This is a genomic window from Streptomyces sp. NPDC001292 (assembly GCF_042896465.1).
In the GTDB taxonomy this organism is placed as follows: Bacteria; Actinomycetota; Actinomycetes; order Streptomycetales; family Streptomycetaceae; genus Streptomyces.
Window position 1 is genome coordinate 1 of record NZ_JBIAXG010000030.1, and the last position, 24,736, is coordinate 24,736.

General features: G+C 71.5%; 24 protein-coding genes, 5 tRNA genes and 1 pseudogene. 19 read left to right on the plus strand and 11 right to left on the minus strand.

Features of this window, described 5'->3' with window-relative positions:
• The 4 genes from ACFY4A_RS27450 to ACFY4A_RS27465 all read right to left on the minus strand — a co-directional run.
• Positions 1-257, minus strand: a 257-nt coding sequence (locus tag ACFY4A_RS27450) for an ATP/GTP-binding protein (RefSeq protein WP_390832021.1), incomplete at its 3' end; no start/stop codon positions are given.
• A complete protein-coding gene (locus tag ACFY4A_RS27455; RefSeq protein WP_390832022.1) occupies positions 238-636 on the minus strand; it encodes a DUF742 domain-containing protein in 399 nt (132 codons plus the stop codon). The genes ACFY4A_RS27455 and ACFY4A_RS27450, both read right to left, overlap by 20 nt.
• 111 nt (positions 637-747) lie before the next feature.
• The gene (locus tag ACFY4A_RS27460; protein ID WP_390832110.1) at positions 748-1,161 is read right to left on the minus strand and encodes a roadblock/LC7 domain-containing protein; all 414 of its coding nucleotides are present in this window, start codon (positions 1,159-1,161) and stop codon (positions 748-750) included.
• 9 nt (positions 1,162-1,170) lie between these two features.
• Positions 1,171-5,034, minus strand: a complete 3,864-nt coding sequence (locus ACFY4A_RS27465) for a nitrate- and nitrite sensing domain-containing protein (protein WP_390832023.1) — start codon at positions 5,032-5,034, stop codon at positions 1,171-1,173.
• A gap of 603 nt (positions 5,035-5,637) precedes the next feature.
• Here ACFY4A_RS27465 and ACFY4A_RS27470 point away from each other — a divergent pair.
• The 9 genes from ACFY4A_RS27470 (at position 5,638) to ACFY4A_RS27510 (ending at position 9,699) form a co-directional block, all read left to right on the plus strand.
• Positions 5,638-5,826, plus strand: a complete 189-nt coding sequence (locus tag ACFY4A_RS27470; protein WP_390832024.1) for a hypothetical protein — start codon at positions 5,638-5,640, stop codon at positions 5,824-5,826.
• Between the two features lie 158 nt (positions 5,827-5,984).
• Positions 5,985-6,770 carry a fumarylacetoacetate hydrolase family protein gene (locus ACFY4A_RS27475; protein ID WP_141358021.1) on the plus strand — a complete coding sequence of 262 codons (786 nt, stop codon included), beginning with the start codon at positions 5,985-5,987 and terminating at the stop codon, positions 6,768-6,770.
• A complete protein-coding gene (gene gltX / locus ACFY4A_RS27480) occupies positions 6,763-8,247 on the plus strand; it encodes a glutamate--tRNA ligase (protein ID WP_390832025.1) in 1,485 nt (494 codons plus the stop codon). Before ACFY4A_RS27475 ends, gltX begins: the two co-directional genes overlap by 8 nt.
• A 149-nt stretch (positions 8,248-8,396) precedes the next feature.
• On the plus strand, positions 8,397-9,131 hold the full coding sequence (locus ACFY4A_RS27485) for an HAD family hydrolase (RefSeq protein WP_390832026.1): 735 nt from the start codon (positions 8,397-8,399) through the stop codon (positions 9,129-9,131).
• 90 nt (positions 9,132-9,221) lie between these two features.
• Positions 9,222-9,293 (plus strand) — tRNA-Gln (locus tag ACFY4A_RS27490).
• A gap of 38 nt (positions 9,294-9,331) precedes the next feature.
• Positions 9,332-9,404 (plus strand) — tRNA-Glu (locus ACFY4A_RS27495).
• A gap of 29 nt (positions 9,405-9,433) precedes the next feature.
• Positions 9,434-9,506 (plus strand) — tRNA-Glu (locus ACFY4A_RS27500).
• A 20-nt stretch (positions 9,507-9,526) separates the two neighbouring features.
• Positions 9,527-9,598: transfer RNA gene (locus ACFY4A_RS27505), tRNA-Gln, on the plus strand.
• Positions 9,599-9,626: 28 nt separating this feature from the next.
• Positions 9,627-9,699: transfer RNA gene (locus tag ACFY4A_RS27510), tRNA-Glu, on the plus strand.
• 197 nt (positions 9,700-9,896) lie between these two features.
• On the opposite strand, the gene ndgR is transcribed toward ACFY4A_RS27510, so the two are convergent.
• Complete coding sequence (gene ndgR, locus ACFY4A_RS27515) at positions 9,897-10,613, minus strand: IclR family transcriptional regulator NdgR (protein ID WP_028425251.1); 717 nt, start codon at positions 10,611-10,613, stop codon at positions 9,897-9,899.
• 189 nt (positions 10,614-10,802) lie between these two features.
• On the opposite strand from ndgR, the gene leuC reads away from it, so the two are divergent.
• The 4 genes from leuC to ACFY4A_RS27535 all read left to right on the plus strand — a co-directional run bounded on the left by leuC (position 10,803) and on the right by ACFY4A_RS27535 (position 14,129).
• The gene (leuC, locus tag ACFY4A_RS27520) at positions 10,803-12,233 is read left to right on the plus strand and encodes a 3-isopropylmalate dehydratase large subunit (protein WP_390832027.1); all 1,431 of its coding nucleotides are present in this window, start codon (positions 10,803-10,805) and stop codon (positions 12,231-12,233) included.
• 6 nt (positions 12,234-12,239) lie between these two features.
• The gene (leuD, locus tag ACFY4A_RS27525) at positions 12,240-12,833 is read left to right on the plus strand and encodes a 3-isopropylmalate dehydratase small subunit (protein ID WP_390832028.1); all 594 of its coding nucleotides are present in this window, start codon (positions 12,240-12,242) and stop codon (positions 12,831-12,833) included.
• Positions 12,834-13,141: 308 nt separating this feature from the next.
• Positions 13,142-13,372, plus strand: coding sequence for a hypothetical protein (locus ACFY4A_RS27530; RefSeq protein ID WP_361416336.1), 231 nt, complete (start codon positions 13,142-13,144; stop codon positions 13,370-13,372).
• Between the two features lie 136 nt (positions 13,373-13,508).
• Entirely contained in the window at positions 13,509-14,129 is a 621-nt protein-coding gene (locus ACFY4A_RS27535; RefSeq protein ID WP_390832029.1) for an HU family DNA-binding protein, read from the plus strand.
• Between the two features lie 122 nt (positions 14,130-14,251).
• Here ACFY4A_RS27535 and ACFY4A_RS27540 read toward each other — a convergent pair whose 3' ends face one another.
• Together ACFY4A_RS27540 and cofC are read right to left on the minus strand one after the other, a co-directional pair.
• Entirely contained in the window at positions 14,252-14,455 is a 204-nt protein-coding gene (locus ACFY4A_RS27540) for a hypothetical protein (protein WP_390832030.1), read from the minus strand.
• Positions 14,456-14,464: 9 nt separating this feature from the next.
• Positions 14,465-15,103 carry a 2-phospho-L-lactate guanylyltransferase gene (cofC, locus tag ACFY4A_RS27545; RefSeq protein WP_390832031.1) on the minus strand — a complete coding sequence of 213 codons (639 nt, stop codon included), beginning with the start codon at positions 15,101-15,103 and terminating at the stop codon, positions 14,465-14,467.
• Between the two features lie 189 nt (positions 15,104-15,292).
• On the opposite strand from cofC, the gene ACFY4A_RS27550 reads away from it, so the two are divergent.
• From ACFY4A_RS27550 to ACFY4A_RS27560, 3 genes are all read left to right on the plus strand, one after another.
• The gene (locus ACFY4A_RS27550) at positions 15,293-16,111 is read left to right on the plus strand and encodes a lysophospholipid acyltransferase family protein (RefSeq protein WP_390832032.1); all 819 of its coding nucleotides are present in this window, start codon (positions 15,293-15,295) and stop codon (positions 16,109-16,111) included.
• Positions 16,108-17,118 carry an NAD(P)H-dependent glycerol-3-phosphate dehydrogenase gene (locus tag ACFY4A_RS27555; RefSeq protein ID WP_390832033.1) on the plus strand — a complete coding sequence of 337 codons (1,011 nt, stop codon included), beginning with the start codon at positions 16,108-16,110 and terminating at the stop codon, positions 17,116-17,118. Before ACFY4A_RS27550 ends, ACFY4A_RS27555 begins: the two co-directional genes overlap by 4 nt.
• Positions 17,119-17,233: 115 nt before the next feature.
• Entirely contained in the window at positions 17,234-18,391 is a 1,158-nt protein-coding gene (locus tag ACFY4A_RS27560; RefSeq protein ID WP_390832034.1) for a D-alanine--D-alanine ligase family protein, read from the plus strand.
• Positions 18,392-18,458: 67 nt separating this feature from the next.
• Here the strand turns inward: ACFY4A_RS27560 and ACFY4A_RS27565 are convergent, their stop codons facing one another.
• Together ACFY4A_RS27565 and ACFY4A_RS27570 are read right to left on the minus strand one after the other, a co-directional pair.
• Positions 18,459-18,941 carry a DUF3515 domain-containing protein gene (locus tag ACFY4A_RS27565; protein ID WP_390832035.1) on the minus strand — a complete coding sequence of 161 codons (483 nt, stop codon included), beginning with the start codon at positions 18,939-18,941 and terminating at the stop codon, positions 18,459-18,461.
• A 20-nt stretch (positions 18,942-18,961) separates the two neighbouring features.
• Positions 18,962-19,195 (minus strand): Lrp/AsnC family transcriptional regulator, encoded by a 234-nt coding sequence (locus ACFY4A_RS27570; protein WP_003997603.1) that lies wholly within the window; start codon positions 19,193-19,195, stop codon positions 18,962-18,964.
• 204 nt (positions 19,196-19,399) lie between these two features.
• On the opposite strand from ACFY4A_RS27570, the gene ACFY4A_RS27575 reads away from it, so the two are divergent.
• Both ACFY4A_RS27575 and thiD read left to right on the plus strand, forming a co-directional pair.
• Complete coding sequence (locus ACFY4A_RS27575) at positions 19,400-20,365, plus strand: thiamine-phosphate kinase (protein ID WP_390832036.1); 966 nt, start codon at positions 19,400-19,402, stop codon at positions 20,363-20,365.
• Positions 20,362-21,216 (plus strand): bifunctional hydroxymethylpyrimidine kinase/phosphomethylpyrimidine kinase, encoded by an 855-nt coding sequence (gene thiD / locus ACFY4A_RS27580; RefSeq protein WP_390832037.1) that lies wholly within the window; start codon positions 20,362-20,364, stop codon positions 21,214-21,216. The genes ACFY4A_RS27575 and thiD overlap by 4 nt, the downstream gene beginning before the upstream one ends.
• Positions 21,217-21,360: 144 nt before the next feature.
• Here thiD and rpmB read toward each other — a convergent pair whose 3' ends face one another.
• Positions 21,361-21,546: a 50S ribosomal protein L28 gene (gene rpmB, locus ACFY4A_RS27585; RefSeq protein WP_003993230.1), complete on the minus strand. Its 186-nt coding sequence runs from the start codon at positions 21,544-21,546 to the stop codon at positions 21,361-21,363.
• A gap of 265 nt (positions 21,547-21,811) precedes the next feature.
• Here rpmB and ACFY4A_RS27590 point away from each other — a divergent pair, with 265 nt between their 5' ends.
• On the plus strand, positions 21,812-23,527 hold the full coding sequence (locus ACFY4A_RS27590; RefSeq protein ID WP_390832038.1) for a DAK2 domain-containing protein: 1,716 nt from the start codon (positions 21,812-21,814) through the stop codon (positions 23,525-23,527).
• Between the two features lie 740 nt (positions 23,528-24,267).
• Here ACFY4A_RS27590 and ACFY4A_RS27595 read toward each other — a convergent pair.
• A pseudogene (locus ACFY4A_RS27595) lies at positions 24,268-24,733 on the minus strand (tetratricopeptide repeat protein); the annotation flags it as partial.
• Positions 24,734-24,736: the final 3 nt, after the last annotated feature.

Here is a 24,736-nt window from a genome sequence, read left to right on the forward strand (position 1 = left end):
CCGAACAGGTAGAGGATCAGGTCCTGGTCGAGCGTGATGCGGCCGAAGTCCATGGCCACCGTGGTGGTGGTCTTGTCCCCGGTGTGGGTGAGGTCATCGATGCCCGCCGAAGCGGACGTCATCACGGCCTCCGTGCGCAGCGGGTTGATCTCCGAGACGGCGCCGACGAACGTGGTCTTGCCCACGCCGAAGCCGCCCGCCACCACGATCTTCGCCGAGGTGGTCGCCCGGCCCGCGTCAGAGCTTGCGAAGTCCACTGAGCACCCTTTCGAGCAGCGTCACATCCGGTGCGCCACCGTTGTTCTCGTCCCCGCCCGGCTGGTGGATGGCCACCAGGCCGGCCTCGGCGAGGTCCGCGACGAGGATCCTGGCCACGCCCAGCGGCATGGAGAGGAGCGCCGAGACCTCGGCCACGGATTTCACCTCGTGGCACAGGTGGCAGATCCGCTGGTGCTCCGGGAGCAGTCCCATCAGCGCTGCCGGGTCGGCCGTCGTGCTGATCAGCGCCTCGATGGCGAGCTGGTAGCGCGGCCGGGTCCGGCCGCCGGTCATCGCATAGGGACGTACCAGCGGCTGGTCGCCCTCATCCCCGTACGGCTCAGCGTACGGATCATGAGAGGCGGGGGGCGGGGTCATGAATCCTCCGGGCGGGACAGCAAGTCGGTCAGTCAAGCCGTCTGACGGGGCCGGTGGGGGGATTGTGGCGGCCGGACGGTGATTTGGTGAGGTGGATGGTGCCGGAGCCGGTCAGTGCAGCAGACTGCCCTGTAGTTCGGCGCGGAGGTCGGGTGTGAGGACCACCCCCGCGCGGTCGACGAGCAGCGCCATCTCGTAGCCGACGAGGCCGATGTCGCACTCGGGGTGGGCCAGGACCGCCAGGGAAGACCCGTCCGAGACGGACATCAGGAAGAGGAAGCCGCGCTCCATCTCGACGACCGTCTGCGACACGGTGCCGCCCTCGAAGATGCGCGAGGCACCGGCGGTCAGCGAGGTCAGACCGGAGGCGACGGCCGCGAGCTGGTCGGCGCGGTCGCGGGGGAAGCCTTCGGACATCGCCAGTAGGAGTCCGTCGGCGGACACCACGACGGTGTGGGACACCCCTGGGGTGTTGTCCACGAAGTTGGTGATCAACCAGTTCAGGTTCTGTGCCGCCTGGCTCATCTGGCTCAACTAACGCTCCTGCTGGTGAGTGGGGCTGGGGAAGCTGCCCGTCTGACCGGTACCGGCCTGACGGCCCTGTGCGATGCCCCGACGGAGATTGGTCAGCCGGCCGCGTACGTCGTCGGGCGCACGCGAGACCTGCGGACCGCTCTGGTGCTGTTGCTGCTGAGCCGTGCCCGGGACGAGGTTGGCCCGGGGCACCCGGCGCGGCAGGCCGGAGGTGGTGACACCGCCCGCGGCCGGCTGCCTGACACGCTCGGCCTGCCGTACGAGTTCGTCGTTCGGCGAGGTGCGCCAGGCGGAGGCGGCGGGACGCTGGGGGGCCGCAGGAGGCTGCGGCTGCTGCGGCGGGACCGGAGCCGGCTCGCTGCTCTGCTGCTGCCGGTCACCGCGGAACCAGTTGGTCTCCAGGGTGTCGTACAGCGGTGTACGGCCGTCGCCGGGACCCGGGGCCGGCGGCAGGGCCCAGGCGTCGTCCGGCCGCTGCTGCGCGGCACCCGCGTTGCCCGGCTCCGGGCGGGCGGGACGCTGCTGCGGCCGCTGGGCGGCAGGACCGCGCAGACCGCCGAAGTCGGCGGCGCCGCCCGGGCGGGTGTTCCGGCCGGGCCCTCCGATGTCGTGACCGGGCTGTGCGAACTGGCCGGTGGAGCCGTTGTCGTATCCCTGCTGGGCGGTGAACTGGCCGGTGGAGCCGTTGTCGTATCCCTGCTGGGCGGTGAACTGGCCGGTGGAGCTGTTGTCGTACCCCTGCTGGGCGGTGAACTGGCCGGTGGAGCCGTTGTCGTACCCCTGCGGGGCCGCGAACCTGCCCGTGTCGGCCTGGCCGTTCTGCCCGGACGGACCGTAGACGTCCGAGCGGACGAACTGGCCGGTGTTCTGCGAGCCGCCCGCGCCCGGCTGCGGAGCGTCGAAGTCGGGACGGGGAAACGCCGAGGTATCGGCCGTGGAGCCCGGTCCCTGCTGGTCGTCGAAGCGGGGTATCTCGGCCGTCGAGCCGGGTCCCTGCCGGTCGTCGATCCGCGGCATCCGGGAGGTCTGCGACGGGTCCTGCTCGTCGTGGCCACGCGGCGCGTCCAGAGCGGCCCGGCCCTGAGCGTTCTCGTCGCCCCAACCCGGCGTACGGGACGGCCCGTTGCCGCCCGGCAGCTCGGCCCGCGGGCCACCGCGCGGCGGCAGCTGCGGCTGCCGGCCCGGCTCGCCGCCGTTCCCGCGCTGCGGGGGCACGCCACCGCGCGCGCCGCCGAAGACGTCCTGACGGCGTCCGTCGCCGAAGCTCTGCGGGGCGGCCGGGTGCCGTCCGTCACCGAAGCCCTGCTGAGCGCCCGCACCGGGGGCCTGCTGACCCTGCGGCCCGCCGGGTGCCTGGCCGCCGAAGCCGCCGGCCATGCCCGACGCGGCCGGGCGGCCCTGCTGCGACTTCCCCGGATCCTGCTGCCCGCGCGATCCGTTCGGACCGCCCTGGCGGCCGGCACCGGGCAGCGCGGCCCGCGGCCCCTGGCCGCCACCGACCTGGTCGCGCGGAGCGGCTCCGGCACCGAGCCGGCCGGCCCCGCCCTGCTGACCGCCCGCACCGAGGGCTCCTCCGCCCTGCTGACCGCCCTGACGGCGGGCCGCGGCGGCGCCGGCGGCGGCAGCCGCGGCGGCCGGACCGCCCGCGGCCGGACCGCCCGCGGCCGGACCGCCGGACTTGCCCGCGCCCGGCTTCTTGCCGCCCTGGGCGACGTCGACGGGCAGCATGACCAGAGCCGTCGTACCACCGGAGTCGGAGGGGCGCAGCTGGATGCGGATGCCGTGGCGCTGGGACAGACGACCGACCACGAAGAGGCCCATACGGCGGGAGACCGACACGTCCACGGTGGGCGGCGAGGCGAGCCGCTCGTTGATCGCGGCGAGGTCCTCCGGGGACAGACCGATACCGGTGTCGTGGATCTCGATCAGCACCCGGCCGTCCGGCAGCGCGTGACCGGTGACCTTGACCTTGGTCTGCGGCGAGGAGAACGAGGTCGCGTTCTCCAGCAGCTCGGCGAGCAGGTGCACGAGGTCGTTGACGACCCGGCCGGCGACCTCGGTGCCCGGCACCGAGGCCAGCTCGATGCGCTCGTACTGCTCCACCTCGGACGCGGCGGCGCGGAGCACGTCGACCAGCGGGACCGGACGGGTCCAGCGGCGGCCGGGCTCCTCACCGGCGAGGACGAGGAGGTTCTCACCGTTACGGCGCATGCGCGTGGCGAGGTGGTCGAGCTTGAACAGCGAGGACAGCTGGTCCGGGTCGGCCTCGCGGGACTCGAGTTCGGAGATCAGCGACAGCTGGCGCTGGATCAGACCCTGGGAGCGACGCGAGAGGTTGGTGAACATCGCGTTGACGTTGCCCCGCAGCAGGGCCTGCTCGGCGGCGAGGCGGACCGCCTCGCGGTGCACGTCGTCGAAGGCCGCGGCCACCTGGCCGATCTCGTCCCGGGAGTGCACACCGACCGACTCCACGGACGTGTCGACGTCCTGCGGGTCGGACTCCGACAGCTGCCGGACCAGCTCGGGCAGGCGGTCCTGGGCGACCTTGGTGGCGGTCTCCTGGAGCCGGTGCAGCGAGCGGATCATTGAGCGGGCCACGACGAAGGCGCCGACCAGCGACACGCCGAGCACGAGCAGGATCAGCGCACCGGAGACGATGGCGTCGTACTCGGTGGCGCTGCGCAGCTCGCGGGCCTTCTGCTCCATCTCCTCGAGCAGCGTGTGCTCGATCTTCTTCATCTGCTCGATCTTGGTCGAGCTGTCGTCGACCCAGTCGCGGTAGGAGCGCTTGTTCGCCTGCTTCAGGCCCTCGGGGTTGTCGAGGACGCGCTTGGCGTAGGTGTCCGCGGACAGGATCGTCGGGTTGCCCTCTTCGATGGGCTTGATGAGCTCCTCGGAGCCGTCCCCGTAGATGTTGCGGAAGCTGTTGAGGTCGGAGGTCTGGCTCTCCAGCGCCTGCTGGGCGTAGAGGCGGTCGTTCTCCGACAGGTTGCCGGCGCTGGTGTTGTTGGCCGGCAGCGCGGCGGCGATGACGGCGCGCTGGACGGAGGCGTACTCCTTGGCGGACGAGAAGGCGGCCAGGGCGCGCGTGCGCTGGATCATCTGCGGGTTGCTGGTCGCCTCGGCCATGTCCTGGGAGAGGGCGAGCAGCTCGGTGATGAGCCGGTGGTAGCTCTCGACCGTCCGGGCCGAGTTCTCCTTGGACTGGTACGCGTCCTTACGGATCTTGCTGAGGCCGTTGAGGTCGCTGGCCAGGCCGACGAGGGTGTCGCGGACACCCAGGAGGTTGCCGTTCTTGCTGGCCGCGTCGATCTCCTCGGACGCGGAGACGAAGTTGTCCCGGGCCCGGTCGGTCCGGTCCCGGTAGCCCTTGATGGTGATGGCGCTCGCGGTGGAGGGGTTCGCCAGCGGGCCGGCGGACTGGTCGCGCTCCTCCTGGAGCGCGGCGGCCAGTTCGGTGGCCTGCTTGGTCATCTCCGTCAGCAGCTTCATGTTGTCGAGCTGCTGGATGTCGTCCATGCTCTGGCTGATACGCAGCCCGCCCAGCGTGGTCGCCGCGACCACGGGCAGTGCGAGCAGCGACACCAGACGCGTGGAGATGCGCCAGTTGCGCAGGGCCATGCGCGAGCCGGGGCCCGCAGGGCCCTGGTTACCTGTCTGCTTGGCCGCCGGAGCCGGGCCCGACGACGCCGGCGCCCCCGTCGGGCCGGTCGAGCCAGAGCGTCCGGGGCGCTCTGCGCCGTCGCCGGCCGGGGCCGGGTTCTGGGCGTGCTGGGGCGAGGAGCTGACGGCCATGGGGCCAGTCCCGCCGTGCGGCTCCGGCTCCGCCGAAGCGCTGCCATCCCTCTTGAAACGTCCCTGCACTAGCGTCGCAACCTCTGGACCAGGCGCCCCTCCGCGCGAGCGGAAGGACGGTGTCGGCGTTGTGGGAAGCGCCCTGAACACACTTCCCTGATGGTCGTGAGTGACCGGCGCTGGCTCCCCCTTCGCGCCGCCACTCGGCGCTGCGTTGCGCCCCCTGCGCGCCGGCTCGATCCTGCGGCGGTCCGTGGCATTCCAGCACAGTGCCGGATCTCCAACAAGGCATGTGGACCAGCCTGTGACCTCCGTGACAGCCCGTGAGTGACGGATTACCTGATGTTGAAAGCGATCTCCCGCATAGGGGACATTTCGCAACGTACCCGCGAGTCACTTGAGGTGTCCCAGTCGCCATGATCGGGAGCGGAATGATGGCTTCAGTGGCTCAATGTCCGATTCGGCGATCAGGGGCGCGCCTCGGAATTGTCTGGATTGTCGAGGCTCTCGTGAGCAAACTCACACCGACATCACGGGCTCTTCAGGCCTTCGGCCGGGAATCGAACGTTTAGCCTGACGCTTTACAGGGATGGCAAATCCGACAACCGGCGCCCCGAGCGGGGGTCATGCGGACCTCCCGGGTGCCCGTAGACGACAAGGTCTCGTACAACCGTGAAGACGACGATGATGTTCCGCGCCATAGCCAACCCCCGGCGCACGACGCTGATCCACCTCGAAGGAGCCGACGCGCTGCAGACGCCGGAACAGCCGGAGCACTCCGTCTCCCTTCCCACGCAGACCGCCAATCCCCGGCGCACCGTCCTCATGGAGGCGCCCGTCGCGGCCGCCGTCGCGGAGTAGCACGCGGTCCGCTCACGGACGGAGATCAGGGGCGTCCCGCGCGCGGGACGCCCCGCCTTCGTGCCCCGCGCGCCGCAATTGCGCGAGGTCCGGGGCCCCGGCCGCGTTAGCCTGGAGCGTCAGACTCCAGCCGCTTCAGTCAAGGGGCCAAGCAACCCGTGCGCATCGCCAGGTTCTCCATCGACGGGAACGTCGCCTTCGGCGCGGTCGAGGGCGACAAGCCGGACGAGCTCGTCCTCGACATCATCAAGGGCATCCCGTTCGCGGACTTCGAGCTCTCCGGCACCCGGGTGCCGCTGAGCAAGGTACGGCTGCTGCCGCCGGTGCTCCCCAACAAGGTCGTCGCCTTCGGCCGCAACTACGCCGAGCACGCACGCGAACTCGGCAACGAGGTGCCCGACGCCCCGTTCGCCTTCTTCAAGCCGTCCACCTCGGTGATCGGCCCCGGCGACCCGATCCAGTACCCCTCCTTCTCCCAGGAGCTGCACCACGAGGCCGAGCTGGCCGTGGTCATCGGCCGCATGTGCCGCGAGGTCCCGCGCGAGCGCGTCAAGGACGTGATCTTCGGCTACACCTGCGCCAACGACGTCACCGCCCGCGACGTGCAACGGCGCGAGAAGCAGTGGGCCAGGGCCAAGGGCTTCGACACCTCCTGCCCGCTCGGCCCCTGGGTGGAGACGGACATCGACCTCACCGCCGCGGCCGACCTGACCATCCAGCTCACCGTCAACGGCGAGCAGCGGCAGCTGGGCCGCACCAGCGAGATGATCCACCCGATCGAGGATCTGATCGTCAACATCTCCGAGGCCATGACGCTGCTCCCCGGCGACGTGATCCTCACGGGCACCCCGGCAGGGGTCGGCCCCCTCAACGTCGGCGACGAGGTCGCCGTCACCATCGAAGGCATCGGCACTCTCACCAACAAGGTTGTCAAGCGTGGCTAGCGCATCCGACTCCCCCGTACGCGTCCGTTTCTGCCCGTCGCCCACCGGTAACCCCCACGTGGGCCTGGTCCGCACCGCCCTGTTCAACTGGGCGTTCGCCCGGCACCACCGGGGCACCCTGGTCTTCCGCATCGAGGACACCGACGCGGCCCGCGACTCCGAGGAGTCCTACAACCAGCTGCTCGACGCGATGCGCTGGCTGGGCTTCGACTGGGACGAGGGCCCCGAGGTCGGCGGACCGCACGCGCCGTACCGGCAGTCGCAGCGCATGGACATCTACCAGGACGTCGCCCACAAGCTGCTCGAGGCCGGCCACGCCTACCACTGCTACTGCTCCCAGGAGGAGCTGGACAGCCGCCGCGAGGCCGCCCGCGCGGCCGGCAAGCCGTCCGGCTACGACGGCCACTGCCGCGACCTGACCGCCGCGCAGGTGGAGGAGTACAGGGCCCAGGGCCGGGCGCCGATCGTCCGCTTCCGCATGCCCGACGAGACGATCACCTTCACCGACCTGGTCCGCGGCGAGCTGACCTTCACCCCGGAGAACGTTCCGGACTACGGCATCGTCCGCGCCAACGGGGCTCCGCTGTACACCCTGGTCAACCCGGTCGACGACGCGCTCATGGAGATCACCCACATCCTGCGCGGCGAGGACCTGCTCTCCTCCACGCCGCGCCAGATCGCCCTGTACAAGGCGCTGATGGAACTGGGCATCGCCAAGGAGATCCCGTCCTTCGGCCACCTGCCGTACGTGATGGGCGAGGGCAACAAGAAGCTCTCCAAGCGCGACCCGCAGTCGTCGCTGAACCTCTACCGTGAGCGCGGCTTCCTGCCCGAGGGCCTGCTCAACTACCTCTCCCTGCTCGGCTGGTCGCTCTCGGCCGACCGGGACATCTTCTCCGTCGAGGAGATGGTCGCGGCCTTCGACATCGCGGACGTGAACCCCAACCCGGCCCGCTTCGACCTGAAGAAGTGCGAGGCGATCAACGCAGACCACATCCGCCTGCTCGACGTGAAGGACTTCACCGAGCGCTGCCGCCCATGGCTCCAGGCTCCGTTCGCCCCCTGGGCCCCGGAGGACTTCGACGAGACCAAGTGGCAGGCGATCGCCCCGCAGGCGCAGACGCGGCTGAAGGTCCTGTCCGAGATCACGGACAACGTGGACTTCCTGTTCCTGCCCGAGCCGGTCTTCGACGAGCCGAGCTGGACCAAGGCGATGAAGGAGGGTTCGGACGCCCTGCTCCGCACCGCCCGGGAGAAGCTGGAGTCGGCCGACTGGACCTCCCCCGACTCCTTGAAGGAGGCTGTCCTGGCCGCCGGCGAGGCCCACGGCCTCAAGCTCGGCAAGGCCCAGGCCCCGGTCCGCGTCGCCGTCACCGGCCGCACGGTCGGCCTGCCCCTCTTCGAGTCCCTCGAGATCCTGGGCAAGGAGAAGACCCTGGCCCGCATCGACGCGGCGCTGGCGAAGCCGGCGGCGTGAGCGTGCGGCGCTGACAGACGTGCGTGCGAGGGGCGGCACCCGGCCGGGGTGCCGCCCCTCGGCGTTCGGCGCCGCCTCCCGACGGCCGCCGGGAAGGGATCCCGCACCGGCCGACCCCGCGCGGCGATGCGGACGGTACCGTCGGTGGCATGGCGATCAGAGCTGTCCTGTGGGACGTCGACGACACCCTCTTCGACTACACCACCGCCGACCGGGCCGGCATGCGGGCGCACCTGGTGGCCGAGGGGCTGCTGGAGGGGTACGGGACCGTGGAGGAGGCCCTGGCGCACTGGCGGCGGATCACCGACGCGCAGTGGGCGAGGTTCTCGGCGCGGGAGGCGACCTTCGAGGAACAGCGGAGGGACCGGGTGCGGGTCTTCCTCACCCGGCCGGAGCTGACCGACGACGAGAGCGACGCGTGGTTCGAGCGCTATCTCGGGCACTACGAGGCCGCCTGGGCGCTCTTCCCGGACGTGCTGCCCGTCCTGGACGCGCTCGCCGCCAGCCACCGACACGCCGTGCTTTCCAACTCCAGCGTCCACGTCCAGGAGCGCAAGCTGCGCACCCTCGGCGTGCGCGACCGCTTCGAGGCCGTGCTGTGCGCCGCCGAACTCGGTGTGTCCAAGCCCGAGCCGCGGGCGTTCCACGCGGCCTGCGAGGCCCTGGAACTCGGCCCGCACCAGGTGGCGTACGTCGGCGATCACCCGGAGATCGACGGGCGGGGCGCCGCCGAGGCCGGGCTGCTGTCGGTCTGGATCGACCGCGTGGGCGTGTACGACGGCGGCCACGACGGATCCGGCCGGCACCGGATCGCCTCGCTCGCCGAACTGCCCGCGATCCTCGACACCGATACTCGTTTTGGAGCCCCGTCCACCTTCAGGTAATGTTCTTCCTGCGCCGCGGGGCGCGGGCCGAAGGTCCGGAACCGCGGGTGCAACACTAGAACAGGATCCCCGCGGGATCTTGCTTTCCAGTGGCCTATGGTGTAATTGGCAGCACGACTGATTCTGGTTCAGTTAGTCTTGGTTCGAGTCCAGGTAGGCCAGCTCGCAGAGCTCATCTGCACCGCGGATCTCATCCGCAGGCCCCCGTTGTGTAGCGGCCTAGCACGCTGCCCTCTCAAGGCAGTAGCGCCGGTTCGAATCCGGTCGGGGGTACTGATCTCAGGAGCATTCCAGGGATCGAGGCCCCCGTTGTGTAGCGGCCTAGCACGCCGCCCTCTCAAGGCGGTAGCGCCGGTTCGAATCCGGTCGGGGGTACGACTGGTCTAAACCATCATTGGTCTATGGTGTAATTGGCAGCACGACTGATTCTGGTTCAGTTAGTCTTGGTTCGAGTCCAGGTAGACCAGCTCGGACCTGCGGAAACGCAGTGTCCACGCCCCCGTTGTGTAGCGGCCTAGCACGCCGCCCTCTCAAGGCGGTAGCGCCGGTTCGAATCCGGTCGGGGGTACGCAATCGAAAGGCCCTCCCTCGGGAGGGCCCTTCGGTTTTTCCGCCGGGTCCCTGCCCGCGGCCCCGTCCCCGTGGGCTGGGGGAGGGGCGGGTGCCTGCTGGTCGTGAGTCCCGGTCGGAGTCGGTCGGCGGGTGCGGGTCGGCTGCCGGAAGGGCCTGCCGCGGCGTTGAGGCCGGCCCTTGCTGCGGTGCACGTCAGCCGGAGCGGCGCAGGGCCTCGGACAGGCGCGCGGCGGCGTCGATGACCGCCTGGGCGTGCATGCGGCCCGGGTGGCGGGTGAGACGCTCGATGGGGCCGGAGACCGAGACCGCGGCCACCACGCGGTTGGAGGGGCCGCGTACGGGCGCGGAGACGGACGCGACGCCCGGTTCGCGCTCGCCGATCGACTGGGCCCAGCCGCGGCGCCGTACGCCCGACAGGGCCGTCGCCGTGAAGCGGGCGCCCTGGAGGCCGCGGTGGAGCCGCTCCGGCTCCTCCCAGGCCATCAGGACCTGCGCCGAGGAGCCCGCCTTCATCGTGAGCGTGGAGCCGACCGGGACGGTGTCGCGAAGGCCGGACAGGCGCTCGGCCGCCGCGACGCAGATGCGCATGTCGCCCTGGCGGCGGTAGAGCTGCGCGCTCTCACCCGTCACGTCCCTCAGGTGCGTGAGCACCGGCCCCGCGGTGGCCAGCAGGCGGTCCTCGCCCGCGGCCGCGGCCAGTTCCGCGAGACGGGGGCCGAGGATGAACCGGCCCTGCATGTCGCGCGCCACCATGCGGTGGTGTTCCAGAGCCACGGCCAGCCGGTGGGCCGTGGGTCGTGCCAGTCCGGTGGCCGCGACCAGACCCGCGAGGGTGGCCGGACCGGACTCCAGAGCGCTCAGGACAAGGGCTGCCTTGTCCAGAACGCCGACGCCGCTACTGTTGTCCATGCAACGATACTTGCGTCTCACTCTGTGAAACGCAAGTTCAATTTTCCGTGGAACACGCCACTCTGGAAGTCACAGCGGCCCGTGGACCGGCGGGCTCGGCGGCGGACGCCCGGTTGGGGGGCGCGGGTGCCGCATCCTCAAGATCTCTAGTTGGGCCGGCGCCCTTGGCGTCCGGTCGGAGGGAAAGCGATGGGTAGGACACTCGCGGAGAAGGTCTGGGACGACCACGTCGTCCGGCGCGCCGAGGGCGAGCCCGACCTCCTCTTCATCGATCTGCACCTGCTGCACGAGGTGACCAGCCCCCAGGCCTTCGACGGCCTGCGCAAGAGCGGCCGCACCGTGCGCCGGCTCGACCTGACCATCGCGACCGAGGATCACAACACCCCGACCCTCGACATCGACAAGCCCATCGCGGACCCCGTCTCCCGCGTCCAGCTGGAGACGCTGCGCAAGAACTGTGCCGACTTCGGAGTCCGGCTGCACCCGCTGGGCGACGTCGAGCAGGGCGTCGTCCACGTGGTGGGTCCGCAGCTGGGTCTCACCCAGCCGGGCACCACCGTCGTCTGCGGCGACTCGCACACCTCCACGCACGGCGCCTTCGGCGCGCTGGCCTTCGGCATCGGCACCTCCCAGGTCGAGCACGTGCTCGCCACCCAGACCCTGCCGATGGCCCGCCCGAAGACCATGGCGATCACCATCGACGGCGAACTGCCCGAGGGTGTCACGGCCAAGGACCTGATCCTGGCGATCATCGCGAGGATCGGCACCGGCGGCGGCCAGGGCTACATCCTGGAGTACCGCGGCTCCGCCATCGAGAAGCTCTCGATGGAGGCCCGCATGACCATCTGCAACATGTCGATCGAGGCGGGCGCCCGCGCGGGCATGATCGCCCCCGACGAGACCACCTTCGCCTACCTCGAGGGCCGCCCGCACGCCCCCGAGGGCGCCGACTGGGACGCCGCCGTGGCGTACTGGAAGACCCTGCGCTCGGACGACGACGCCGTCTTCGACGCCGAGGTCGTCATCGACGCCGCCGAGCTGTCCCCGTTCGTCACCTGGGGCACCAACCCCGGGCAGGGCGCGCCGCTTTCGGCCGCCGTCCCCGACCCGGCTTCGTACGAAGACGCATCGGAGCGCCTGGCCGCCGAAAAGGCCCTGGAATACATGGGGTTGGAGGCCGGACAGCCGCTGCGCTCCATCGAGGTGGACACCGTCTTCGTAGGCTCCTGCACCAATGGCCGCATCGAGGACCTGCGTGCCGCCGCCGAGATCCTGCGGAGCCGCAAAGTCGCCGACGGCGTACGGATGCTGGTCGTCCCGGGCTCCGCGCGCGTGGGCCTCCAGGCCGTCTCCGAGGGCCTGGACGTGGTCTTCAAGGAGGCCGGCGCCGAATGGCGGCACGCGGGCTGCTCGATGTGCCTGGGCATGAACCCCGACCAGCTGGCCCCCGGCGAGCGCTCCGCCTCCACCTCCAACCGCAACTTCGAGGGCAGGCAGGGCAAGGGCGGCCGTACGCACCTGGTCTCCCCGCAGGTCGCCGCGGCCACCGCGGTCCTCGGCCACCTGGCCTCCCCGGCCGACCTGTCCGACGCCGACGTCCCCACGCCCGCTGGAGTCTGATCAATCATGGAAGCCTTCACCACTCACACCGGCCGGGCCGTCCCGCTGCGCCGCAGCAACGTCGACACCGACCAGATCATCCCCGCCCACTGGCTCAAGAAGGTCACCCGCGACGGGTTCGAGGACGGGCTGTTCGAGGCCTGGCGCAAGGACCCCGAGTTCGTGCTCACCCGCCCGGAGCGGCAAGGCGCCACGGTCCTGGTCGCCGGCCCCGACTTCGGCACCGGCTCCTCCCGCGAGCACGCGGTCTGGGCGCTGCAGAACTACGGCTTCAAGACCGTGATCTCCTCCCGCTTCGCGGACATCTTCCGGGGCAACTCGCTGAAGAACGGTCTGCTCACGGTGGTCCTGGAGCAGAAGGTCGTGGACGCGCTGTGGGAGCTCACCGAGAAGGACCCCGAGGCCGAGGTGACCGTCGACCTGGTCGCCCGCGAGGTGCGCGCCGAGGGGATCACCGCATCCTTCGAGCTGGACGAGAACTCCCGCTGGCGGCTGCTGAACGGGCTGGACGACATCTCCATCACCCTCCAGAACGAGACCGACATCGCCGCCTACGAGGCGAAGCGCCCGGCGTTCAAACCGCGCACCCTGCCGGTCTGATCCACGGCCCCGGCTGATGATCGACCGCTGAGCCGGACACCGCTCTCCGGCGCTGTGGCAAGTCGACTTTCGGCCACTGTGAGACCCTGCTGTACCCCCGATCGAGGCGATCGGGGGTACAGCCGTTTTGGTGCCCGTACCACCCGGCGCGCCGCCGTGGAGGCACTCAACTTCCCACGTTAAGCGGGAGATTGCCGGGGTAGACGAGGCCCGGGGTCCCGCCCGGCGCAGCCGCCCGGACGATCGTCACCGGCGTCAGTTGCCCCCCAGCGCAGGCGACAACTCGCCCCAGATGGCACAATCTGTGCATGGACAACGACGGCCAACTCGAGCTCTATACGGCGGTCGCGGCCCAGCTCAAGGAAGCGCACGAAAGAGTGCGCGCACTGCAAGTCCCGGAGAGCGTACGGATGGCGCTGACCCGGAAGCTGCTGGTCATTACGGCCGCGGCCAAGCACGATCTCGCCGGTGCGACAAGGCGTCTGGAGCGGTTCACGGCAGACCTCGACCAGGGCCGAATCCCCGGAGAGGAAGGCTGAACAGCCCGAGGCCGTCGAGTCCGTTGCGGCACAAGGGTGATTAGCCCGTTTCGTGTTTGATTTGCGGTATATATCTGCCTAACGTGCGAAAACGCTTGAACACTTTCGTTCTGGCAAGGTCTCCGAAGGGGAAGACGTGAACAAGGCGCAGCTCGTAGAAGCGATTGCCGACAAGATGGGCGGTCGCCAGCAGGCCGCCGATGCGGTGGACGCGGTACTGGACGCCGTCGTCCGCGCGGTCGTCGCGGGAGACCGGGTCTCGGTCACCGGCTTCGGGTCCTTCGAGAAGGTCGACCGTCCCGCCCGTTATGCGCGCAACCCGCAGACGGGTGAGCGGGTGCGGGTCAAGAAGACCTCCGTTCCCCGCTTCCGGGCCGGCCAGGGCTTCAAGGACCTGGTGAGCGGCTCGAAGAAGCTCCCGAAGCACGACATCGCGGTCAAGAAGGCGCCCAAGGGCAGCCTCACCGGCCCGCCCGCCACCATTGCCAAGGCCGTCGGCAAGAAGGCCGCGGCGAAGAAGGCCACCGCGGCGGCGAAGAAGGCCGCGGCGAAGAAGGCCGCCCCAGCGGCGAAGAAGGCCGCCGCCAAGAAGACCACCGCGGCCAAGAAGACCACGGCGGCCGCCAAGAAGACGACGGCCACGAAGGCCGCCGCCAAGAAGGTCACGGCCAAGAAGGCGCCGGCGAAGAAGGCCCCCGCCAAGAAGTCGAGCGCCCGCAAGACCACCGCCAAGAAGACCACTGCCCGCGGCAAGTAGCGGCGCAGGGGCACTCAGGCGCCGGGCCGGACTCCCGAGGGAGCCCGGCCCGCGGCGTGTTCGGGCGCGGTCCGCCCGGTCCGTAGGGCCCCTCGCGCCGGCCGGACGGTCTTTCTGCCTGCTCAGAGGGTCTGCAGCGTCACCAGGGTGATCCGCAGGCCGTTCCCCTCGCCCTCGGTCTCGATCCGCACCCGCTGTCCCGGTCGCAGCAGCCGCAGACCGCCCGCGTCGAACGCCGGCGCGTCGAAGGGCACCGGTGTGCCGTCGTCCAGGAGTACCTGCCCGCTGCGGCTTTCGGGGTCGTACGTGTATGCGGTCGCCTGCATGACGGCAGCCTACTGCCCTACGGCCGGCAGCCGCGCCGCCGCGACGGCCGTCCACGAGCCCACGCCGAGGGCCAGTGCCGCCCGCAGATCGTGCCCGGTGTCCACGTCCCGGCGCACGGATTCCACCGCGTCCAAGGACAGTTCCACCGCGCCGGACGCCCGGTGGCGGGCCCGGGAACCGGCGCCGAAAGCCGGGAGCAGCGGATGCCCGGGGGACGCCGCCAGCAAAGTGGTGCCGATGGCCGCGGAATCCGCGAGAAATGCCCGCGGGAATTGTCCGGCCGCCTCCAGAACCCGGGTCAATTCCATGGGCCGCAGCGCGGGAAGATCGGCGTTCAGGGCCGCCACCGGGATTCGTGGGCGCGAGGCCCGTACGACCGTCGCTCCGTGTGTGAGGGCGGCGTTCAGCCCGGTCCGCGGCTCGTCGGCGACGATCCGGGCGCCCAGCGCCGCCAGCTCCCGCCCGGCCTCGGCATCGTCCGTGACGACCGCCACATCCGCCACAGTCGGGCAGGCCAGCGCGGCCGCCACCGTGTCCACGGCGAAGGCGAGGGCCAGGCCGGGACGCAGCCCGTCGCCGGCCGTGTCCGACAGCCTGCTCTTGGCCCGGGTCAGGGGCTTCAGGGGGATGACCAAGGTCCACTGCACCGGCGTTCCGTCCCTCTCGTGTGGTCGTCATTGTCCCCCGGACCGTCCGGCGGACCGGGAAGGGGAGGGGCGCGAAGCCCCTTTCAAGGAGGCTCCCGGGTGACGTGCGGGCGTACGGTGTTCTCGACAGACAGGCGGCCTGGGGCGACACTTGTGCGGCCCCCCCAGGCCCTAGAGGAAGGTGTCCGCGTGCCCCGCCGCAGAATCGGCTTCTGGTATCGCTTCGCAGCGGTGATCTGCAAACCGCCACTGGTGGTTCTGATCAAGCGGGACTGGCGCGGAATGGAGCACATTCCGGCCGACGGCGGATTTATCACCGTGGTGAACCACAATTCGCACGTCGACCCCTTCGCGTACGCCCACTTTCAGTACAACACCGGGCGCGTGCCGCGATTCCTGGCGAAGAGCGGGCTTTTCAAGAAGGGATTGGTGGGTGCCGCGATGCGCGGCACCGGGCAGATCCCCGTCTACCGCGAGAGCACGGACGCGCTGAGCGCGTTCCGGGCCGCCATCGACGCCGTGGAGCGCGGCGAGTGCGTCGCCTTCTACCCCGAGGGCACCCTCACCCGCGACCCCGACGGCTGGCCGATGACCGGCAAGACCGGTGCCGCCCGGGTCGCCCTCCAGACCAAGTGCCCGGTGATTCCGGTCGCCCAGTGGGGCGCCAACGAACTGCTGCCGCCCTACGCCAAGAAGCCCCACCTGCTGCCCCGCAAGACCCACCACGTGCTGTCCGGACCGCCCGTGGACCTCTCCCGCTTCTACGACCAGGAGATGACCCCGGAGCTGCTGAAGGAGGCGACCGAGGTCATCATGGCGGCCATCACCCGCCAGCTGGAGCAGATCCGCGGTGAGAAGGCGCCCGCCGAGCCGTACGATCCGCGCCGGGAGCGGATCGAGCAGCGCCGCCGCACCGAGTCGCAGAAGCAGGGCAGGACGGTGCCGGCCGCGCAGCGCGGGCCGGCGGCCGTGCGGGAATCCGTACAGGAAGAGGGGCAGGGCACGTGAGCAAGCCGGTCAAGGCGGCCGTCTTCGGTACCGGGTCGTGGGGCACCGCCTTCGGCATGGTCCTTGCCGACGCCGGTTGCGAGGTGACCCTGTGGGCCCGCCGCGCCGAACTCGTCGACGCGGTCAACTCCACCCGGACCAACCCCGACTACCTGCCAGGAGTCGAACTCCCGGAGAACCTGCGGGCCACGGCCGACGCCGCCGAGGCCGCCCGTGACGCCGACTTCACGGTGCTCGCCATCCCCTCGCAGACCTTGCGCGCGAACCTCGCCGAGTGGGTGCCGCTGCTCGCCCCGGACACGGTCCTCGTGTCCCTGATGAAGGGCGTCGAACTGGGCTCGGCCATGCGGATGAGCGAGGTGATCGAGGACGTCGCCAAGGCCGGCGCCGACCGCATCGCCGTCGTCACCGGGCCCAACCTGGCCCGGGAGATCGCCGCCCGCATGCCGGCCGCCGGCGTGGTCGCGTGCACCGACGAGGCGGTGGCCCGGCGGTTGCAGGCCGCCTGCCACACCCCGTACTTCCGGCCGTACACCAACACCGACGTGGTCGGCTGCGAACTCGGCGGCGCCGTCAAGAACGTGATCGGTCTGGCCGTCGGCATCGCGGACGGCATGGGGCTCGGCGACAACGCCAAGGGCTCGCTCATCACGCGCGGCCTCGCCGAGACCACCCGGCTGGGCATGGCCCTGGGCGCAGACCCGCTGACCTTCTCCGGACTCGCCGGCCTCGGCGACCTGGTGGCCACCTGCTCCTCGCCGCTGTCGCGCAACCACACCTTCGGCACCAACCTCGGCAAGGGCATGACCCTCCAGGAGACCATCGCGGTCACCAAGCAGACCGCCGAGGGCGTCAAGTCCTGTGAGTCGGTGCTGGATCTGGCCCGCCGGCACGGCGTCGACATGCCCATCACGGAGACCGTCGTCGGCATCGTGCACGAGGCCAAGCCGCCCGTGGTGGCCCTCCGGGAGCTGATGTCGCGCAGCGCCAAGCCCGAACGCCGCTGAAACCGGCGCCGTTCGGCCGTCCGCATCACGTTGCGCGACCGTCCGTGCGACGCTGAGCGACGGTGCCCATGCGGGCACTGACGTCGCGGATACCAGCGGGTACTCTCATCGCGATATGAGCACCGAGAACCTCCCCCAGAGCCCCGAGCAGCCGTCCCGCAAGCCCCGCGTGGCCGTCGTGTGCGGCGGCCGCAGCTCCGAACACGGGATCTCCGTGGTCACCGCGGGCGCGGTGCTGCGCGCCATCGACCGGACCAAGTACGAGGTCCTGCCGATCGGCATCACCCGCGACGGCCGCTGGGCCCTGACCGCCGACGAGCCGGAGCGCATGGCCATCACCGAGGGCCGCACCCCGAGCGTCGAGGAACTCGCCGACTCCGCCGAGGGCGGCGTGGTGCTCCCCGTCGACCCGGCCAACCGCGAAGTCGTCTACAGCGAGCCCGGTTCGGTGCCCAAGGCGCTCGGCGAGGTCGACGTGGTCTTCCCGGTGCTGCACGGCCCCTACGGCGAGGACGGCACCCTCCAGGGCCTCCTGGAGCTGTCCGGGGTGCCGTACGTGGGCTCGGGCGTGCTCGCCTCGGCCGTCGGCCAGGACAAGGAGTACATGAAGCGGGTGTTCACCTCCTTCGGGCTCAAGGTCGGCCCGTACGTGGTGATCCGGCCGCGCGAGTGGGCGCAGGACCCGTCCGCCACCCGCAAGAAGATCGTCGACTTCGCCGGCGAGCACGGCTGGCCGCTGTTCGTGAAGCCGGCGCGCGCCGGTTCGTCGATCGGCATCACCAAGGTCGACGACCTCTCCGGCCTGGACGAGGCGATCGAGGAGGCCCGGAGGCACGACCCGAAGGTGCTCGTGGAGGCCGCGCTGCGCGGCCGTGAGATCGAGTGCGGGGTGCTGGAGTTCGAGGACGGTCCGCGGGCCTCCGTACCGGCCGAGATCCCGCCGCCCGAGGCGCACGCGTACTACGACTTCGAGGCCAAGTACATCGACTCCACGCCCGGTATCGTGCCCGCCCCGCTGACCGACGAAGAGACCGCCGAGGTGCGGCGGCTCGCGGTGGAGGCGTTCGAGGCGGCCTCCTGCGAGGGCCTGGTCCGCGCGGACTTCTTCCTCACCGAGGACGGCGAGTTCGTGATCAACGAGATCAACACCATGCCCGGCTTCACGCCCATCTCGATGTACCCGCAGATGTGGCAGGCGAGCGGGGTCGGCTACCCGGAACTGGTGGACCGGCTCATCCAGGCGGCGCTGCGCCGCTCGACCGGCCTGCGCTGAGGACGCGCGCCCAGGGGGCGGCGGGGGCCGGCCGGCGTCCCGGGCCCCCACGGCGCACGTCAGGCGCTCAGTCGGCGATCCCCTCGGGGATCGCCTTCTTCAGGGCAGGCGCCAGATCGACCAGCGGCGCCACCCCGTGGTCCGTCCGCCCCGCGGGGATCGTCACCTCCACATAGGCCAGGCGCAGCGTGGTCGTGAAGCGGAACGACCCGTCCTCCTGCTTCTGCAGCAGCCAGCCCACGTCGTTCACCTCGGCCCCGTCGGCCTCCGGATCGTCCATCGCGGCGGGCCGCGGGACACCGCACCGCAGTATGATCGCCGGGCTTCCCCAGCCCGCGGTCAGCGCGGAGGCGGGCCTAGGGTCCTCGCGGCTCAGTCCGTCCACTTTCCCAGGCAGTTCCCTGTTCAGATTCCGGCACAGTTCAGCTACCGCCGGCCGTGGGCCGGGAACCGCCACGGTGGCGCTGTCGTCGCTTGGGGAACAGCCCGCGGCGGTGATCAGCGCGGCGAGAACGGGCAGGCCGAGAAGCCGGTGACGGAAAGAGCTCACCGGCCAAGGGTAGACGGGGGCTACAGATGCACGACCGGGCAGGTCAGGGTGCGTGTGATGCCGTCCACCTGCTGGACTTTCGCGACCACCATGCGGCCCAGGTCGTCCACCGTGTCCGCCTGGGCGCGCACGATGACGTCGTACGGTCCCGTCACGTCCTCGGCCTGGATCACGCCAGGGATCTTGCTGATCGTCTCGGCGACGGTCGACGCCTTGCCGACCTCCGTCTGGATCAGGATGTACGCCTGTACCACGGAACCTCCAGGGCGGCCACGAGGATCATGGGGAAAAGGAACGCCACGGTATCGCGTCGTCACGTGCCGCGGGGAGACCCGGGAAGACCGTGACGCACGCGCCGGGGTGCAGGTAGGACAGAAGTTGACGGTCATCTCGACCGTAGCGAGGACCGCGTTGACGCGCGACCGGGAATGTACAGGGACAGAAGGGGCGAAAGGTCGATGAAGGGCACTGTTGGTGAGCTCGGGGAGTTCGGGCTCATCAGGGAGCTCACCTCCCGTCTCACCACCACCCCGGCGGTCCGGGTCGGCCCCGGCGACGACGCCGCGGTGGTCGCCGCCCCCGACCGCAGGGTCGTGGCGAGCACCGACATACTCCTGGAGGGGCGGCACTTCCGCCGGGACTGGTCCACGGCGTACGACGTGGGCCGCAAGGCGGCCGCCCAGAACCTCGCGGACATCGCCGCAATGGGCGCCGTGCCGACCGCGCTGCTGCTCGGCCTGGTCGTCCCCACCGAACTCCCGGTCACCTGGCCCACCGAGCTGATGGACGGCCTGCGCGACGAGTGCCAGGTCGCCGGGGCCGCCGTCGTCGGCGGGGACGTGGTGCGCGGCGACACGATCATGGTGTCGATCACCGCGCTCGGCGATCTGCGCAACCACGAGCCGGTCACACGGGCCGGCGCGCAACCCGGCGACCTGGTCGCGGTGACCGGCTGGCTGGGCTGGTCCGCGGCCGGGTACGCGGTGCTCTCCCGGGGTTTCCGCTCGCCCCGCGCCTTCGTCGAGGCCCACCGCCGCCCCGAGCCGCCGTACCACGCGGGCCCCGCGGCCGCCGGGCTCGGCGCCACCGCCATGTGCGACGTCAGCGACGGACTGATCGCCGACCTCGGGCACATCGCCGAGGCCAGCAAGGTCCACATCGACATCCGCTCCGGAGCCATAGACATCCCCTCGCAGATGAACGACATCGGGCAGGCCGTCGGGGTCGACCCGTTGCAGTGGGTGCTGACCGGGGGAGAGGACCACGCGATCGTGGCGGCCTTCCCCCCGGACGTGAAGCTGCCGGCCCGCTGGAAGGTGATCGGCGAGGTGCTCAGCCCCTCGGCACTGCCCCAGGTCACGGTCGACGGCGCGCCGTGGACCAGCAAGGGCGGCTGGGACCACTTCGGGGACATCGAGTCATGACCGCCGCCGGACATCGAGTAGTGCCCGCCGCCCCTCCTCGTGTGCTGACCGTCGCGGGCTCCGACTCCGGCGGCGGCGCCGGCATCCAGGCCGACCTGAAGACGATGCTCGCCCTCGGCGTGCACGGCATGAGCGTGATCACCGCGGTCACCGCGCAGAACTCCCTCGGCGTGCAGGGCGCCTGGGAGCTGCCCGTGGACGCGGTCCGGGCCCAGTACCGCAGCGTCGTGGACGACATCGGCGTCCAGGCGGTCAAGACCGGGATGCTGGCCTCGGCGGAACTGGCCGGGGCCGTGGCCGAACTGATCGCCGGGACGGACGCGCCCGCGGTCGTCGACCCGGTCGGCGTCTCCAAGCACGGTGATCCGCTGCTTGCCGGGTCCGCGCTGCGGACCGTACGCACCACGCTGCTGCCGGTGGCGACCGTCGCCACGCCGAACCTCGACGAGGTGGCCCAGCTGACCGGCGTCCGGGTCCGGGCGGAGGAGCAGATGCGGGACGCCGCTGCGGCGATGCTGGCGTTCGGACCGAAGTGGGTGCTGATCAAGGGCGGCCACCTCGCCGGGGACGCCGGGCTGGACGGCGGGGACCAGGCCGTGGACCTGCTCACCGACGGTGCCGAGGAGCACTGGCTGCGCGCTCCCCGGTACGGCAACCGGCACACGCACGGCACCGGCTGCACCCTCGCCTCCGCGATCGCCTCGCACCTGGCGAAGGGCCGGTCCGTACCGGAGGCCGTGAGCGCGGCCAAGGCGTACGTCACCGGGGCGATCGCGGCCGGCTTCGCGCTCGGCGGGGGGATCGGGCCCGTGGACCACGGGTGGGCCCTGCGGACGTCCCGGGCGGGGTAGCCGCGCGGGACGTGCACTGGCCGGCCTGCGGTCCCCGGCGCGCGGGCACGGCATGCGCGGGCACGGCAAAAAGCCGGTCCACCGAGGTGGACCGGCTCAGTGCAGCGAACCAGCGGTGGCCGCGCGCTTAGCTGTTGCTGTGCGTCAGCGCGAGACCTTGCCGGCCTTGATGCACGAGGTGCAGGCGTTCACGCGCTTCGGCGTCCCGCCGACCACGGTACGCACACGCTGGATGTTCGGGTTCCAGCGACGGGACGTACGGCGGTGCGAGTGCGAGATGTTGTTGCCGAAGCCCGGCCCCTTGCCGCAGACGTCGCAGTTGGCAGCCACGGGTCACTCCAAAGACTTCAGATGCACTTACGGTTGATCCCGGCATGCCGGGATCAAGATCTCAGGCTCGGAGAGCGCTCTTGAAATCTGAGTGGCGTTGCCAGGTGAGAGCCCGATCAGGATCGGGCAACCGGAGCAGCATACAACGGCTGCGTCCGTAGGGCGAAACTACCATGGTGGCTCCGGGGCCCGCGCGGGCCCTCTTCCGTCCGGCACCGCCCCGGGGTCTACGCTGCGTCCAGTCCAGCAGCTCAGGGAGGCGCAGGTGCCGCAGGTGCCGCAGACGTTCGACGCGCCGGCGGTGCGCACCTGGTGCGGACTTGCGCTGCGGGCGCTGGGACGCGCGCGCGAGGAGATCGACGCGATCAACGTCTACCCCGTGGCCGACGGGGACACCGGCACCAATCTGTACCTGACCGTGGAGTCCGCCGCCGCGGCGGTGGAGGCCGTGTTCGCCGCGCACGAGGTGGGCGGTGGGACCAGTGGGGCCCTCCCCGGCCCCTCCCTGGCCGACGCCGCGCGGGCGATGGCGCACGGCGCGCTGATCGGGGCCCGCGGCAACTCCGGGACGATCCTCGCCCAGCTGCTGCGCGGCATGGCCCAGGTGTTCGCCGCCGACGCGGACCGCGCGCACACCGACGGACGCGGCCTGTGCCTGGCCCTGCGGCGCGCGGCCGACTCCGCCCGGCAGGCCGTGGCGCACCCGAAGGAGGGCACGGTCCTGTCGGTGGCCTCGGCCGCCGCGGACGCGGCCACCGGAGCGGAGGGAGACTGCGGCACGGTCGCGCTGGCCGCCTACGAGGGAGCGTGCGCGGCCCTCGCCGCGACCCCCGGCCAGCTGGCGGTCCTGGAGCGCGCCGGGGTGGTCGACGCGGGCGGGCGGGGGCTCGTGGCGGTCCTCGCGGCCCTGGTGGAGACCTTCACGGGACGGACGCCGGAGCAGGGCGCGTCCCCCTCGGCGCCCGCGGCGGCGGGTGACGGTCGGACGGTCGTGCCCCACGCGCGCGTGTGCTCCGCCGAGGAGGACGGGCCCGGTGCCTGCGCGCCGCCCGCGAGCGGCCCCGCCTTCGAGGTGATCTACCTGCTGGACGCCGAGGACGCGGCCGTCGCCCGGCTGCGCGAGCGGCTCGACGAGCTCGGGGACTCCCTCGTCGTGGTCGGCGGAGACGGCCTGTGGAACGTGCACGTGCACGTCGACGACGCCGGCGCAGCCGTGGAGGCGGGCGTGGAGGCCGGGCGGCCGCACCGGATCCGGATCACGCACTTCGGCGCCGGCGACGCACACACGGACGGGTCCGGGAGGCCCCACCGTGAGCGGGCCCAGCGCGCCGTGGTGGCCGTCGTGCCGGGCGAGGGCCTGGCCGGGCTCTACACCGAGGCCGGGGCGACAGCGGTGCTCGCCCGGCCCGGGGAGCCGCTCGCGAGCGGGGAGCTCGTCGAGGCCGTACGGCGGGCACACGCGCGCGAGGTGGTCCTGCTGCCCAACGACCCCGAGCTGCGCCACACCGCGTCCGCCGCGGCCGAGCAGGCCCGCGGGGAGGGCGTCCGCGTCGCCCTGATCCCGACCCGCTCGGCCGTGCAGGGCATCGCCGCCCTCGCCGTGCACGAGCCGGGGCGCCGCTTCGACGAGGACGTCGTCGCCATGACCTCGGCGGCCGGCGCCACCCGGCACGCCGAGGTCACCGTCGCCGAACGCCAGTCCTGGACCACGGCCGGCATCTGCCAGGCCGGTGACGTCCTCGGCCTCATCGACGGCGACGTGGCCGTGATCGGCTCGGACGTCACGGCCACCGCCGAGACCGTCCTGGACCGCATGCTCGCGGCCGGCGGCGAACTGGTCACCCTCGTCCTCGGGGGCGAGGCGCCCGACTCGATCGCCGACCGTCTCCAGACCCGTGTCCGCGAGTCCTACCTCGCCGTCGACACGGTGGTCTACCAGGGCGGCCGGCAGGGGGCGCTGCTGTTCATCGGGGTGGAGTGAGCGCCTCAGTCCTCAGTTCCCTCCTCGAGGGCTCGCAGGAGCCTTTCCGCCTCCGTGCGCCGGGAGGGCGGCCGTCCTCGTCGTCGGCTTGCTCGTAGGCCGCCAGCACGGCACGCGCGCGCCGTCGCATCGGCGGGGCGGCCCAGGCCGGCCGCCAGCCATCCCGCGGCGAGTTCCGCTCCGGTCCGGTCGTACAGGGCGGCCGGACCCAGCAGGGCGAAGGCGGCGATCGCCCGCTCCAGGCTGGACAGGGCCTCCTCGGACGCTGCCTCGTCCTCCTCGTCCTCCGCGCTGTCCGCGAGCAGGTCACCGAACTACCGGTGGGTCTGCCCGAGTTCGGCGACGAGCCATGCCGCGCCGCGGCAACGGCCACCGCGTCCAGCGCCGCTTCGCACTCCGTGACGGCGGCCTCCATCAACTCCCGCGCCGCGTCCAAGCCGGCCTCGATGCCCGACGCCGGCCACGCGCGTACGCGCAGGGCGCGTACCGGACCGTTCACGTCGCCCAGGGAGCGCCACAGGTCGACCGCGCGCGTATGCACGGTCCGCCTCGTCGTGCAGCCCGGCCCGGCTCAGCGACTCGGCGGCCGGATGGGCGAGGGCCGTGTGGTCCTGCTGCTCGGGCCAGTGCCGGGCGATCTCGGCGGCCTGGAGCCTGCGTTCGGCCGCCGCACGGTGCTCTCCGAGCTCGCTCAGGCAGTCGGCGAGCCACCACTGCGTCTGCACCACGGCCCCGTCGCCGTGCGGCTCGTGGGCGCAGGAGAACTCGCCGTCCAGCACCGGCCGCCACAGCTCGACCTCCTCCGCGTCCCGGCCGCACTCGGCCTGCTACCTGCCCTGGTCGTGCAGTTCGCAGGCCTGGCAGTCGGCCATGCGGTCCCGGTCGGCGGCCAGCCACGCGGGTACGCCCGCTCCGCCCGCGCGAGGTCCCCGATGTGCCGGGCGACGCTCAACTCGGCGCTGCGCACGGGACGTTCGGAGTGGCCGGCGAGCCGGTAGCGGTGCTCCATCTCGCCGAGCCACTTCTCGACGGCGGCCAGCGGGATGCGCGGCTGGCCCAGCATGCCCGCCGACATCCACTGGAAGACCCAGTGCAGCGAGTGGGCCCCGTACTCGTCGAAGTCCTCCGGGCGTTCGTCCACATGCGCGGCAGCCGCGCGAACGGGACGAACATCTTGTCTTTCTCGGAGCTGTAGTTGTAGACCTTCGA